The sequence below is a fragment of the Streptomyces sp. NPDC058157 genome (assembly GCF_042884105.1).
Taxonomy (GTDB): domain Bacteria; phylum Actinomycetota; class Actinomycetes; order Streptomycetales; family Streptomycetaceae; genus Streptomyces.
The window spans coordinates 1-14,039 of the sequence record NZ_JBHVUQ010000084.1 but is presented as its reverse complement, the minus strand read 5'-3'; the positions used below and the strand labels follow the sequence as shown (position 1 = coordinate 14,039).

At 73.3% G+C, this 14,039-nt stretch carries 10 protein-coding genes; 6 read left to right on the top strand and 4 right to left on the bottom strand.

Annotated elements, in window-relative coordinates; genetic code table 11:
• Positions 1-20 precede the first annotated feature (20 nt).
• From ACFVXK_RS21280 to ACFVXK_RS21265, 4 genes are all read left to right on the top strand, one after another.
• Positions 21-869 carry an alpha/beta hydrolase gene (locus ACFVXK_RS21280; protein ID WP_389613900.1) on the top strand — a complete coding sequence of 283 codons (849 nt, stop codon included), beginning with the start codon at positions 21-23 and terminating at the stop codon, positions 867-869.
• An 8-nt stretch (positions 870-877) separates the two neighbouring features.
• Positions 878-1,432: a hypothetical protein gene (locus tag ACFVXK_RS21275; RefSeq protein WP_389613898.1), complete on the top strand. Its 555-nt coding sequence runs from the start codon at positions 878-880 to the stop codon at positions 1,430-1,432.
• A 107-nt stretch (positions 1,433-1,539) separates the two neighbouring features.
• A complete protein-coding gene (locus ACFVXK_RS21270; RefSeq protein WP_389613896.1) occupies positions 1,540-3,105 on the top strand; it encodes an MFS transporter in 1,566 nt (521 codons plus the stop codon).
• A gap of 68 nt (positions 3,106-3,173) precedes the next feature.
• The gene (locus tag ACFVXK_RS21265) at positions 3,174-3,710 is read left to right on the top strand and encodes a GNAT family N-acetyltransferase (protein ID WP_389613894.1); all 537 of its coding nucleotides are present in this window, start codon (positions 3,174-3,176) and stop codon (positions 3,708-3,710) included.
• Between the two features lie 9 nt (positions 3,711-3,719).
• Here the strand turns inward: ACFVXK_RS21265 and ACFVXK_RS21260 are convergent, their stop codons facing one another.
• On the bottom strand, positions 3,720-4,169 hold the full coding sequence (locus tag ACFVXK_RS21260; RefSeq protein WP_389613892.1) for an Lrp/AsnC family transcriptional regulator: 450 nt from the start codon (positions 4,167-4,169) through the stop codon (positions 3,720-3,722).
• Positions 4,170-4,312: 143 nt separating this feature from the next.
• Between ACFVXK_RS21260 and ACFVXK_RS21255 the strand changes: the two genes are divergently transcribed.
• Positions 4,313-5,314 (top strand): asparaginase, encoded by a 1,002-nt coding sequence (locus ACFVXK_RS21255; RefSeq protein WP_389613890.1) that lies wholly within the window; start codon positions 4,313-4,315, stop codon positions 5,312-5,314.
• Between the two features lie 77 nt (positions 5,315-5,391).
• Positions 5,392-8,739, top strand: a complete 3,348-nt coding sequence (locus ACFVXK_RS21250; RefSeq protein WP_389613887.1) for an NACHT domain-containing protein — start codon at positions 5,392-5,394, stop codon at positions 8,737-8,739.
• 39 nt (positions 8,740-8,778) lie between these two features.
• Here ACFVXK_RS21250 and meaB read toward each other — a convergent pair whose 3' ends face one another.
• Genes meaB through ACFVXK_RS21235 form a run of 3 tightly spaced genes read right to left on the bottom strand, consistent with a single transcriptional unit; the run spans position 8,779 to position 13,840 of the window.
• The gene (gene meaB / locus ACFVXK_RS21245; protein WP_389613886.1) at positions 8,779-9,762 is read right to left on the bottom strand and encodes a methylmalonyl Co-A mutase-associated GTPase MeaB; all 984 of its coding nucleotides are present in this window, start codon (positions 9,760-9,762) and stop codon (positions 8,779-8,781) included.
• A gap of 11 nt (positions 9,763-9,773) precedes the next feature.
• Positions 9,774-11,972: a methylmalonyl-CoA mutase gene (gene scpA, locus ACFVXK_RS21240; protein ID WP_389613884.1), complete on the bottom strand. Its 2,199-nt coding sequence runs from the start codon at positions 11,970-11,972 to the stop codon at positions 9,774-9,776.
• Positions 11,969-13,840 (bottom strand): methylmalonyl-CoA mutase family protein, encoded by a 1,872-nt coding sequence (locus tag ACFVXK_RS21235; protein WP_389613882.1) that lies wholly within the window; start codon positions 13,838-13,840, stop codon positions 11,969-11,971. The genes scpA and ACFVXK_RS21235 overlap by 4 nt, the downstream gene beginning before the upstream one ends.
• Positions 13,841-14,039 lie beyond the last annotated feature (199 nt).

The following is a 14,039-nucleotide window of genomic DNA, read 5'->3' as shown; positions in this document are numbered from 1 at the left end:
TGGCGGCGCCCGCGGCGCCGGTGTACGGAGCACTGCTCTCGTACCTCGTCTACCACCCGCCCCGCCGCCCCCACCACAAGCACCCGCGGGACTTCGGCCTGCCGCTGGAGGAGGTGTCCGTCCCCCTCCCCGGCGGCGGCCGCACCCTCCACGTCTGGCTGTGCCGCGGGGGCACCGACCGGGTCGTGGTGATCGGCCACGGCATCGGCCTGAGCAAGTCGGCGAGCCTGGCCCAGGCCGCCTTCCTGCACGAAGCGGGGTACACCGTCGCCCTGTTCGACCACCGCAACCACGGGCTCAGCGACTCCGACAAGGCCTTCTGGGGGCTCAGCGAGCGCCACACCGACGACGTGGTGGCCGTCGTCGACCACCTGCGGGGGAGCGACGGGTACCAGGACGCGCGGTTCGCGGTCTTCGGCTTCTCCTTCTCCACCTTCCCCTCGCTCTACCTGCTGCGGCGCCCGGACCGCCCGGTGGACGCGATCGTCTGCGACAGCGGCCCCGCGCTCGAACTCGAACCGCTGTTCCGCAACTTCCTGCGGGCCAAGGGGCTCCCGGTGCCGCGCCCGCTGCGCTCGGGCCCCTCCTGGGCGGTGCTGACGGCGGTGTTCTCCCGGCTGGGCACGGCCATGCTCCGGGCCCAGTGGCCGCCGCCCGCCGAGGGCGCGTACCTGGACACCCCCGTGCTGATCCTGGCCGGGGAGGACGACAGCATCATCCCCGTCGCGGGGGCGCGCGCCCTCGCCGCCCGCTACCCGCGGGCGGAGATCGAGGTCCTGCCGGGAACGGAACACCTCCAGGGGATGAAGACCGACCCCGACCGGTACCGCACGGCGGTGCTGGACTTCCTCAAGCGGGCGCTGGGGTAGCGGCCGCCGTGGGAGACCCCCGTACGTGGGGGGCGACGCCCGGGGAACGGGGCGCCGCCTACCCCTGTGACGACCTGCTCGGCCCCTCGGCCGAGCCCTGGCTGCGGGCCGTGACCGTACGGGCGCCGGCCCCCGTGGTGTTCCGCTGGCTGTGCCAGCTGAAGGTGGCCCCGTACAGCTACGACAGCCTGGACAACTTCGGCCGCCGCAGCCCCCGCAGGCTCACCCCGGGGGCGGAGCGGCTGGAGACCGGGCAACGGGTCATGACCATCTTCGAACTCGTCGGCTTCGAACCGGACCGCCACCTCACCCTGCTGCTCACCACCCCCTGGGCGGTCCGGGCCTTCGGCGAGTTCGCGATCACCTACCGGGCGGACCCGGTGGACGCGCGGACCACCCGGCTCGTCGTCAAGATGATGGTGGGCCGCCGGCCCGGCCGGCTCGGAGCCGCCCGGCTGCGGATGATGGCCCGGGGCGACCTGTTCATGATGCGCCGCCAGCTCGCCACCCTGGGTGCCCTCGCCGAGCGGACGGCCGCGCGGAAGGGGTCCGTTGGCAGCTAACTGCCAGTAGCCCGGGATCAATTGACCCTCCTCCGGGCCGCCCTGGACGATCGGTCGCGGGCCGGCCTCCCGGCTCCTCCCCGATCGCATCGAGAGGTCGCATCCCCGTGGTTCAGCAGCTTGCCGGGCAGGAGCCGGAGCAGTCCGCGCCCGACGCCCCCCGGATCCCGGCGGGGCGTCGCCGCCTGGCCCTCGCCGTACTCGTGCTCGCGCAGCTGACGGTCTGGCTGGACAACACCATCCTCAACGTGGCCCTCAAGACCCTCGCCGACCCGCGGGAGGGCCTGGGTGCCAGCACCAACCAGCTCCAGTGGAGCATCAGTTCCTACACGCTGATCTTCGCCGTGATGCTGTTCAGCGGCGGGGTCCTCGGCGACCGGTACGGCCACCGCCGGATGCTGCTCACGGGGACGGCGGTCTTCGCCGCCTCGTCCCTGTGGGCGGGCCTCAGCGGCGGCCCCGGCGAACTGATCACCGCACGCGGGGCCATGGGCGTCGGCAGCGCGCTGATCATGCCCGCCACGCTCTCCCTGATCTCGGCCGTGTTCGACGCCCGCGAGCGGGCCATGGCCATCGCCATCTGGTCCGGCTCCAGCGGACTGGCCATCGCGGCGGGCCCGCTCGTCGGCGGGGCGCTGCTGGAGCGCTTCTGGTGGGGGTCGGTCTTCCTGGTCAACCTGCCGCTGGCGGCCGTCACGGTGCTCGGCGCGTTCTTCCTGCTGCCGGCGGCGCGGAGCACGAGCCGTACGAAGCTGGACCCGCTGGGCGTCCTGCTGTCCACCGTCGGCCTGCTGGCGGTCGTCTACGGCCTGATCGAGGGCGGCCACCGCAACGATTGGACCGGCCCCGCCGTCCTCGGCCCGATCGCGGGCGGCACGGTCGTGCTGGTGGTCTTCGTCCTGGTCGAACTGCGGGTGAGCACCCCCAGCCTCGACGTGCGCCTCTTCCGCAACGCCCGCTTCTCGGGCGCGACCGTCTCGGTGATGCTGACCTACTTCAGCCTCTCCGGGTCGATGTTCTACACCGCCTTCTACCTCCAGGGCGTCCGCGGCCAGACCCCCTTCGAGGCGGGGCTGAACCTGGTGCCGGTGGCGGCCGGCGTCCTGACGGGCGCACCCCTGTCGGCCGGCCTGGTCCGCCGCTTCGGCCTCGGTCCGGTGGTCGGCCCGGCCATGCTCGTCGCCGCCGGCACCTTCCTGGCGTACACGGGCATCGGGACGGGCACCCCGATGGCCTGGTTCTGGCTGCTCCTCTTCGTCCAGGGCGCGGCGATGGGCGCCGCCATGGCCCCGACGACCGAGGCGGTGATGGCGGTCCTGCCGCCGGAGCGCACCGGTGCGGGATCGGCCGTGAACAACTCCATGCGCCAGATCGGCGGAGTCCTGGGCGTCGCCGTCCTGGGCTCCCTCCTCACCACCACCTACCGCTCGCAGATCGAACCGGCCCTGGCGCCCCTGCCCGCCCCGCTCGCGCAGACGGCGAGCGCCTCGGCGGAGGCGACCCGCCAGCTCGCCGCCCGGCTCTCCCGCCCGGACCTCGCCGCGGCGGCCGACGACGGCTTCGTCCACGCGATGCACGTCGCCTCGGTGCTGGGCGCGGCCGTGGCCGCGGCGGGGGCGGTGGTGGTCCTGCTCACCTTCCGCCGGGGGAAGGCGTCCGGCACGATGCAGTGATGATCACTCCGCCCGTACCGTCCGTACCTTTCCTCCCGCCCGTAGTTCCCGCAGGCCGCCTGGCCGCCATGGAACAGCCCGTGCTCCCGCTCCCCGGCGGCCTGGAGCTGCGCCCGTGGCGGCCCGACGACGCCGGCGCGCTGGTGGCCGCCGCCCTGGAGCCGGCCATCCGGCAGTGGAACCGGCTCGTCGTCGCGTCCGAGGAGGAGGCGCGCCTGCGGATCGAGCGCATGCACGAGCGCCGGCGCGACGAGCGGAGCGTGCTGTGGGCGCTGGCCCGGCCCGGCGGCGGCCGGGCCGTGGGCCTGATCGGCTGGGGCGACATCGACCTCGCCGGAGGCAGCGCCGAGATCCTCTACTGGATCCTGCCCGAGGGCCGCGGCCGCGGGGCGGTGGCCGAGGCCGTGGAGCGGGTCAGCCGGTGGGCGTTCGACGACCTCGGGCTGCACCGGCTCCGGCTGTGCCACGCGGTGGCCAACACGGCCTCGTGCCGGGTGGCGCAGAAGGCCGGCTTCACCCTGGAGGGGACGATGCGCAGCGCCCTCCTGCACGAGGACGGCTGGCACGACGAGCACCTCCACGCCCTGGTCCAGGGCGACCTCTGACGCGCGGCCTCAGACCGGCAGCCCGGTCGGCTCCTTGATCCGCTTCATGATGATCTGCGAGTTCACCTCCGTGACCCCGGAGAGGGCCGTCAGCCGCTCGATCCACAGCCGCTCGTACGCCCGCAGGTCCGCGACCGCGATGCGCAGCAGGCAGCCCGGGCTGCCGAACAGCCGGTAGGCCTCGACCACGTCCGGGATGTCCTGGAGGGCCGCCTCGAAGGCCTCGACGGCCTCCCGGTCGCGGCGGACCTCCACCGACACCAGCACCTCGAAGCCCCGGCCGACCGCCTCGGGGTCGATCACCGCGCGGTACCCCTGGATCACCCCGTCCTGCTCCAGTTGCCGGACCCGACGCATGCAGGGGGACGGGGTCAGCCCCACGCGCTGGGCCAGCTCCTGGTTGCTGAGCCGTCCGTCGCGCTGGAGCTCGCGCAAGATTTCACGATCAATGGCGTCCATTGCGCAATCATCCCCCACGATTTCACCGCCCCGACCGGCAACGCGCAATCGCATTGCGCGTAGATCTCACTATCATTGCCCTTTCCAGCAAATATGTGCGAACCCCGCTCGGGGGTCCAGACAGACGTCAGGGAAGGGTGGCCATGGGGCGCATCGTCGTCATCAGCACCGGCGGGACGATAGCCAGCCGGTGGACGGGCTCGGGTTTCGCCGCCGAGGCCGACGGCCGCGAGGTCATGGCCACCGCGCCGCTGCCCGAGGGCCTCACCGTCGAGGTCGTCGACCTGTTCAGCGTGAACAGCCCCCGCCTGACCACCGCCCACCAGCTCACCCTGCTGCGCACCGTCCACGAGGTCCTCGCCGACCCGGCCGTCGACGGCATCGTCGTCACCCACGGCACGGACACCCTGGAGGAGTCCGCCTTCCTGGTCGACCTCCACCACCACGACCCCCGCAGCGTCGTGTTCACCGGCTCGCAGCTGCCCATGGGCTCCACCGAGGGCGACGGCCCCGGCAACCTCTACGACGCCCTGCTCACCGCCGCGACCACGCGCGGCCTCGGCGTCCTGGTCGCCTTCGCCGGCCGCGTGCACGCCGCCCGCGGCACCATGAAGACCCAGGCCGTGGCCCTGGACGCGTTCGCGGACCCCTCGCGCGAGCTCCTCGGCAAGATCGGCTTCGGCAAGGTCACCGTCCTGCGCCGGCCGCAGCGCCCGCAGGCCCTGGCCCTGCCCGCGATGCCGGAGCTCCCGCCGCGCGTGGACATGGTGATGCACCACGCCGACGGCGACCCCGTCCTCCTGAACGCCGCCGTGGCGGCCGGCGCCCGGGGCATCGTCCTCGTCGGCACCGGCGCGGGCAACGCCACCCCCGAGATCGTCGAGGCGGTACGGGAGGCCGTGGCGCGCGGCGTCCTCGTCGCCCTGACCACCCGCGTCCCGGCCGGCCCGGTCACCGAGATCTACACCCACGGCGGCGCGGTCGACCTCGTCGCCGCCGGCGCCGTCCCCACCGGCACCCTGCGCGCCGGCCAGGCCCGCATCGCGGTCCTCTCCGCCCTGCTCGCCACCGACGACCCGGCCGAACGGGCCCGCGTCCTGCGCACGGCCCTGTCCGAGGAGGACCCGGCCCTCGTCGACGCGTAGCCCTTCCGGCCCGCCGCCGTCCCGGGCGCCATAGGATTCCCCCCGCAGCGATCACGACGTCGCGGGGGGACGCGCAGATGGAGCCCGGGATCATCGGCAGCCGGCTGGCCTCGGCGGCCATCGGCCCGCTAGTGAGGAAGATCTTCGTCACGGAGGGCCCCGGCGCGGGCCTGGTCGACAAGCCGGTCCGGATCTCCGGATACGTCTCGTTCCGCGGCGAGAAGCGCTCCCTGAGGGAGTCCGACGTGCGCACCCTGGCGGCCAAGCTGGTCCGCGAGGCCCTGCGCCACGGCGAACGCGCCGTCAGCGCCGACGAACAGCAGGCGGTGACCGACGCCCTCGCCACCACCCTGCACGCCCTGGGCGACCTCACGATGTCCGACGTGGACGCCGTCCGCCTGGGCGCGGCCGCGTTCGCCCGCAAACTGAGGGAGTCGGCCGGCCGCCCGGAACGCGAACTGACCGCGGACGGCACGTACTTCTACGAGCGGCTGCTCGAAGCCGCCTGCCTGCACATCCTGCACTTCTTCACCCAGCGCTCGACCTTCGTCGCCCACGCCCTGGTGGAACAGACCCGGGGGATCGCGGAGCTGACGGCCAAGGTGGACGAACTGATCCGCCGCGACCCCCTCCCGGGCGCGCGGGACGCGGCGTTCGAGGCCGAGTACCTGCCGTGGGCCGCCCGCAAACACGCGAAGCTGACGATCTACGGCATCGACCTCGCCCACACCCCGACCCGGTGGCCGCTGGACGCGGCGTACCTGAGCCTGGAGGTGACGTCAGCGGGGCGGTTCACCAGGGCGCTCATGGCCGCGCTCGACGCGGGGGCCGATGGTGCGGGCACACTCCTGGTTCAGGATCCTGCCGCGATCATCGCCGCCGCCCAGGCCGAGCGGCGCCGGGACGAAGGCCGTTTGGCGCTGTACCGCGGCATCGACGCCAGCGCTCCCGACCTGCCCCGGTTCATTGCCGACGCCCGTGCCCCCAGGCATGCCGACCAGGCCCTGGCAACCGGCCGCCGGGTCCTGCTGCGCGGCGAGGCCGGATCCGGCAAGACCACCCTCGTGCAGTGGCTGGCCGTATCCGCTGCGCGTCAGGACCTCCCGCCGCAGATGGCCTACCTGGAGGACCGCATCCCCTTCGTCCTGCCCCTGCGCACCCTGACCCGCCACGGCGAACGGCTCCCCGAGCCGAAGGACTTCCTCGCCGCCGCCGGCTGTCCGCTCGGCGGCGGGCAGCCCGACGGCTGGGCGCACCGGGTGCTCTCCGCCGGGCGCGGCCTGCTCCTCGTCGACGGCATCGACGAGGTCCCCGAAGCCGAGCGCGAGCGCACGCGCACCTGGCTGCGGGACCTGATGGACCTGTACGACGGCGCCAACCGCTGGCTCGTCACCACCAGGCCCTCCGCCGTCGGCATGGACTGGCTCGTCGAGGAGGGCTTCACCGAGCTCACCCTGTCCGCGATGGGCCCCGCCGAGGTCGCCACCTTCATCAGGCGCTGGCACAAGGCGGCCCGCCAGGGCGCGGACGAGGACAAGGAACTGGACGCCTACGAGGCCCAGCTGCTCGCCTCCGTACGCCTCAAGCCCGAGCTCGGCCGGCTCGCCACCAACCCCCTGATGTGCGGCCTGATCTGCGCCCTGCACCGCGACCGGCGCGGCTACCTCCCGCACGGCCGCAAGGACCTCTACGAGGCGGCTCTCTCCATGCTGCTGAGCCGCCGTGACCGGGAGCGCGACATGCGCGTGCCCGACCTCCGGGAGGAACCGCAGCTCGACCTGCTCCAGCGGCTGGCGTACTGGCTGATCAAGAACGGCCGCACGGAGATGGACCGTTCACGGGCCGAGGACATCATCGCCCGGGCCCTCCCCGCCGTCGCCGAGGCGGCCGCCCTGGGCGGGGCCCCCGAGGTCTTCGACCACTTCCTCCAGCGCAGCGGCCTGCTCCGCGAACCGGGCCCCGGCACGGTGCACTTCGTCCACCGCACCTTCCAGGACTTCCTCGGTGCGCGGGCAGCCGTGGAAGAGGGTGACTTCGGGCTGCTGGCCGGGCACGCGGGCGACGACCAGTGGGAGGACGTCATCCGGATGGCGGTCGCCCTGGCCCGGCCCGCCGAACGAGCGGCGATCTTCCGCGACCTGCTCGCCCTGGGCGACGCCTCCACCGACCGCCGCACCCAGACACGGGTCTACCTCCTCGCTGCCGCCTGCCTGGAGCACGCCACCACGCTCGCGCCCGAGATGCGGGCGGAAGTGGAGGCCCGCACCGCATCGCTCATCCCGCCGCAGAGCGAGGAGGAAGCCCGGGCACTGGCCGAGGTCGGGCCCCTGGTGCTGGGGCTCCTCCCCGAGCCGGGCAAGCTCGTCGGCCCGGACGCCTTCCGCGTGGTGATCGCCGCTTCCCATGTGGCGTCCGAGGCGGCGGTCCCCGTACTGGCCCGGTTCGCACAGCACGCCGATGTGCTGGTCCGTTCCCAGCTCATGTGGGCCTGGTCGCGCTTCGAGAGCACCGACTACGCGGACGAGGTCATCGCCCGGCTGGACCCGACGGGCCTCCACTACACCGTCCAGTCCGACGAACAGTTCGAGCAACTGGAGCGTCTCGGAATCCGCCCGGAGCGCCTGGACGTCCGGCGGGACGTATCGGCTCGGACGCTGGCGCGGTTCCTGGACGGATACCGCCCCGCTCGCCTGATGCTCCTTGGCGCTACCCTGCCCGATCTGGGCTTCCTCACGGCGGAGTCCGCCCCGAAGTACCTCGAACTCGGTGACTGCCCGGAGTTGACGGACGTCTCCGCGCTCGGCGGCACGTCCGTCAGACAGCTTGAGATCAGCACCCGACGGCCGGACTTCGACCTGCGCGGCATCTCGGAGCTGCGAGAGCTGGAAATCCTGGCCATTGACGGTCCCGCAGGTATGGCTTGGTCGCCACGGGCCCTGCCGACGGACGCCCCTCTCAGGATGCTCCTGCTCAACGGTGAGGTGTGTTGCGAGGACGGGCTGGAGGGACTGGGCGCACTGTCGGGGCTCGTCGGGCTGGTGCTCAACCCCGAGTCCGCGCCCGTCTCCGACGCCGACTGGTACGAGGTCATGGCCCTGCCCCTCCAGTCCCTCATGGTCCCGGCCTCGTCGCTCGACACCCTCCCGGCGGACGCGACCCTGCCTGGTGTCACCGTGCTGCAACTCACCGGCATCGTCGAGGAATCCCTGCCGTCGGTCATCCGCCGGCTGCCAGCGGCCTTCCCCCGGATCACGACCTGTGAGCTCACCGGCGAGCTCACGGGGGAGGGGGACATCGATGTCGCGCCGCTGGCGGCGATCGCCACGCTGAGGACGCTTGCCGTCGAGGCGGACCGCAGTCGCCTCCGAGGCCTCGGCCTGCTCCCGGACCTCATCCGGGAAGCGGACGTCATGGACACCGCGTGACGCCGCCGCGGGCCCGGCACCCCGGGCCCGCACCACCCCTCACCCCGTGAACGCCGCCAGGATCCGGTCCGCCGCCGACGTGGCGGTGATCGTGCCGGCGCGGACGCCCGCCTCCAGGGTGGGGGCCAGGTCCCGTACGGCCGGGGCCGCCTTCAGGCGTTGCAGGAGCTCGTCGCGGACCATCGACCAGGTCCACTCCACCTGCTGCGCCGCCCGCTTCGCGGCCAGCCGGCCGCCCGTCTCCAGGACCGTCCGGTGCTGTTCCAGGCGGCTCCAGAGCTCGTCGAGGCCCGTCGACTCCCGTGCGCTGCACGTCAGGACCGGCGGGGTCCACGCCGCGTCCGCCGGGTGCATCAGGCGCAGGGCGCCCGACAGTTCCCGGGCGGCGGCCTTCGCGTCGCGTTCGTGCGGGCCGTCCGCCTTGTTCACCGCCAGGACGTCCGCCAGTTCCAGGACGCCCTTCTTGATGCCCTGGAGCTGGTCGCCCGTGCGGGCCAGGGACAGCAGGAGGAAGGAGTCGACCATGCCCGCGACCGTGGTCTCGGACTGGCCCACGCCGACGGTTTCGACGAGGACCACGTCGTAGCCCGCCGCCTCCATCACGATCATCGACTCCCGGGTGGCCTTCGCGACCCCGCCCAGGGTTCCCGCCGAGGGCGAGGGGCGTACGAAGGCCGCCGGGTCCACCGACAGGCGTTCCATCCGGGTCTTGTCGCCCAGGATGGAGCCCCCCGTCCGCGTGGACGAGGGGTCGACCGCGAGGACCGCCACCCGGTGGCCCAGACCCGTCAGCATCGTGCCGAACGCGTCGATGAAGGTGGACTTGCCCACCCCCGGCACCCCGCTGATGCCGATCCGGCGCGCCTTCCCCGCGTGGGGGAGGAGCTCCGTCAGCAGCCGCTGCGCCAGCGCCCGGTGGTCGGCCCGGGTGGACTCGACCAGGGTGATGGCGCGCGCGATCTGTGCGCGCTTCCCGTCGAGCACGCCCTTCACGTACACGTCGATGTCGATCTTCGGGGGCATCCCGCGTCCGCCTACAGCTCGTGGCCCAGGTCCGCGGCGAGCCGCATCACCAGGTCGTGGGCCGCGTCCGGGATGACCGTGCCGGGCGGGAACACCGCCGCCGCGCCCATCTCCAGCAGCGTGGGGACGTCGGCCGGCGGGATGACGCCGCCCACCACGATCATGATGTCCTCACGGCCCTCTTCCGCCAGCTGCTCGCGCAGCGCCGGGACGAGGGTCAGGTGGCCGGCCGCCAGCGACGAGACGCCCACCACGTGGACGTCCGCCTCGACGGCCTGGCGGGCCACCTCCGCCGGGGTCTGGAACAGCGGGCCCACGTCCACGTCGAAGCCCAGGTCGGCGAAGGCCGTGGCGATCACCTTCTGGCCGCGGTCGTGGCCGTCCTGGCCCATCTTCGCGACCAGGATGCGCGGCCGGCGGCCCTCCGCCTCCTCGAACCGGTCGACGAGCGCACGGGTGCGCTCCAGGGACGGGGACTCGCCTGCCTCGGTGCGGTACACACCGGAAATCGTACGGATCTGGCTCGCGTGCCGCCCGTACACCTTCTCCAGGGCGTCCGAGATCTCGCCGACGGTCGCCTTGGCCCGCGCCGCGTCCACCGCCAGGGCGAGCAGGTTGCCCTCCAGGCCCTGACCGGCGCCGCGCTCGGCCGCGTTCGTCAGCGCCCGCAGGGCGTCCTGTGTACGGGTCTCGTCGCGCTCCTCGCGTAGCCGCCGCAGCTTGGCGATCTGCTGGGCGCGCACCGAGGAGTTGTCGACCACGAGCACGTCGATCTGCTCGTCGTTCTCCACGCGGTACTTGTTGACGCCGATCACCGGCTGGCGGCCCGAGTCGATCCGCGCCTGGGTACGGGCCGCGGCCTCCTCCACGCGCAGCTTCGGGATGCCCGCGTCGATGGCCTGCGCCATGCCGCCGGCCGCCTCGACCTCCTGGATGTGCTGCCAGGCCCGGCGCGCCAGGTCGTACGTCAGCTTCTCCACGTACGCGCTGCCGCCCCACGGGTCGATCGACCGGCAGGTTCCCGACTCCTGCTGGAGCAGCAGCTGGGTGTTGCGCGCGATGCGCGCCGAGAAGTCCGTCGGCAGGGCCAGGGCCTCGTCGAGGGCGTTGGTGTGCAGCGACTGGGTGTGGCCCTGGGTCGCGGCCATCGCCTCGATACAGGTCCGCGTCACGTTGTTGAACACGTCCTGCGCGGTCAGCGACCAGCCCGAGGTCTGCGAATGCGTGCGCAGCGAGAGGGACTTGGTGTTCTTCGGGTCGAACTGCTTGACCAGCTTCGCCCACAGCAGGCGCGCCGCGCGGAGCTTCGCGACCTCCATGAAGAAGTTCATGCCGATCGCCCAGAAGAACGACAGGCGCGGCGCGAACGCGTCCACGTCCAGTCCGGCGCCCTGCCCGGCCCGCAGGTACTCCACGCCGTCGGCCAGGGTGTACGCCAGCTCCAGGTCGGCCGTGGCCCCCGCCTCCTGGATGTGGTACCCGGAGATCGAGATGGAGTTGTACCGCGGCATCTTCTGCGAGGTGAAGGAGAAGATGTCCGAGATGATCCGCATCGAGGGCTTCGGCGGATAGATGTAGGTGTTGCGGACCATGAACTCCTTGAGGATGTCGTTCTGGATGGTCCCGGCGAGCTTGTCGGGGGAGACGCCCTGCTCCTCCGCCGCCACGATGTACAGGGCGAGGACCGGCAGCACCGCGCCGTTCATCGTCATGGACACCGACATCTTGTCCAGCGGGATCCCGTCGAACAGCTGGCGCATGTCGTAGATCGAGTCGATCGCCACGCCCGCCATGCCGACGTCACCCGTCACGCGCGGGTGGTCGCTGTCGTACCCGCGGTGCGTCGGCAGGTCGAAGGCCACCGACAGGCCCTTCTGGCCGGCCGCGAGGTTGCGCCGGTAGAAGGCGTTGGACTCCTCCGCCGTGGAGAAGCCGGCGTACTGCCGGATCGTCCAGGGCTGGTTCACGTACATCGTCGGGTACGGGCCGCGCAGGTACGGGGCCACGCCCGGGTACGTGCCCAGGAAGTCCAGGCCCTCCAGGTCCCGCCCGGTGTACAGCGGCTGCACGCCGATGCCCTCGGGGGTCTCCCACAGCAGGTCGCCGGTGGCGGCCCCGGTGGACTCCTTCACCGCCGCGCGCCACTGGTCCTCGGAGGCGGCCGGTGCGGCCGCGCCGAGGGCGAGCTCGGAGAAATCGGGGATGCTCATGCCGAGACTCCCATCCGGTCGAGTACGGAGGACAGCACGGCGACCGCGTCGCAGCCGGCGAAGACGTACTCGTCCACGGCGCCGGCCGCGGTGCCGGGCCGGCCCGCGAGGAACACCGTCGAGGCGCCGGCCGCGCGCAGGGCCGCCGCCACCGCCTCGGCCTGCTCCTCGTACAGCGCGTCACTGGAGCACAGCACCGCGACGCCGTCCGCGCCGCTCGCCGCGTACGCGGCGGCCGCGGTCGCCGCGTCCACCGACACCGGGTCGTGGACGGGCTCGATGCCGCCGGCCTGGAAGAGGTTCGAGGCGAAGGTGGCCCGCGCGGTGTGCGCGGCGGCCGGGCCCAGCGCGGCGAGGAACACCCTCGGGCGGGTACCGGTCGACTCCAGGTGGGCGTCACCGCGGGCGCGCAGCGCCTCGTACGCCTCGTCCCGGCGCACCCGGGGCAGGCCCCCGGACGGCGCCGCCGGCGCGGCCTCGCGCACCACGGGCTTCTCGGAGAGCAGCGGGAACTCGCTGACGCCGGTGATCGGTTCGCGGCGGGTGGCCAGCTTCTTCGAGCGGGCCGCCCAGGTGGCCGCGAGGCGCTCCGCGACCAGGCCGGAGCGCAGGGCGGCGGCGAGACCGCCGGCGCGCTCGACGGTCTGGAAGAACTCCCAGGCCGCGTGCGCCAGTTCGTCGGTGAGCTGCTCCACGTAGTAGGAGCCGCCGGCCGGGTCGATCACCCGGGCCAGGTGCGACTCCTCCAGGAGGATGGTGGAGGTGTTGCGGGCGATGCGCCGGGCGAAGGCGTCGGGCAGGCCGAGTTCGCTGTCGAACGGGAGCACGGTGACGGAGTCCGCGCCGCCCACGCCGGCCGCCATCGAGGCGACGGTGGTCCGCAGCATGTTCACCCACGGGTCGCGGCGGGTCATCATCACCGGCGAGGTGACGGCGTGCTGCCGCTGGGCGCCGGCCTCCGGGGCGCCGCAGGCCTCGGCGACACGCGCCCACAGACGGCGGGCGGCGCGCAGCTTGGCGATGGTCAGGAACTGGTCGGCGGTCGCCGCGTAGCGGAACTCCAGCTGGCCGAGGGCGGCTTCGGTGCCGAGGCCGCCGTCGGTGAGGGTGCGCAGGTAGGCGACGCCGGTGGCCAGGGACAGCCCGAGCTCCTCGGCCGCCGAGCCGCCGGCCTCGTGGTACGGCAGCGCGTCCACGGTCAGGGCGCGCACGCCCGGCCAGGACGCGGCCGCCTCACGGGCCAGCTCGACGGCGGGCGCGGGGTCCAGGGCCTCGCCGGTACGGGCCTCGTGGCCCAGCGGGTCGGCGCCGAGCGCGGCGCGGGCGGCCGCGGGGGCCACGCCGCGCTCCGCGTACAGGGCGAGCAACGCGCGGGCGGCGTCGGCGAATTCGGCGCCGGCGTCGAGGGTGACGGGCGCCAGGTCGAGGTACACCCCGTCCAGGGCCCGGCCGAGCTCCGCCACCGGGACCCCGTGGTGGCCGACGGTCAGCCAGAGGGAGGTGGTGCCGTTCTCCAGGTCGGCCAGGGCCGCCTCGTTGACGCGTACGGGGTCACTGCCCGCGATCCGCTGGCGGACGTCCCAGCCGGAGGCGCTGGTGCCGTCCGGGGTGCCGCCGCGGACGAAGGGCGCGAAGCCGGGGAAGCCGGTGGTGCGGGCGTCCGCGTCCGCGCCGGAGGGCGCCGTGTACAGCGGGCGGGTGGTGAGCCCGTCCTCGAGCGTGGTGGACAGTGCTGCTTCCGCTGCCTCGCCGGAGACTTCCTTGCCCGACTTGCGCAGTACGCCCTCGACGAGGCGTTGCCACTGCTCATGTGTCGCGTCAGGAAACTCGGCGGCCAGGGAGAGCCCGTCGTCAGGCAGGACCGTCATGGCCCGAACTCTAGGGGGGTGCGGTGAAGGCACACTAGGACCATCGGATGTGATCTCCCCCTCTCAGATGAGCCCCTGCCCTGGCCGGGCGGTTACGGGGTCGGGGGGCCGTTGCCCTGGCCGGGCGGGGTGGGGGTTGGCGGGGTCGGGGGTGGCCGGGGTCGGTGCCGGGGTGGGGTGTCGTCCGGGGCGGGCTTCG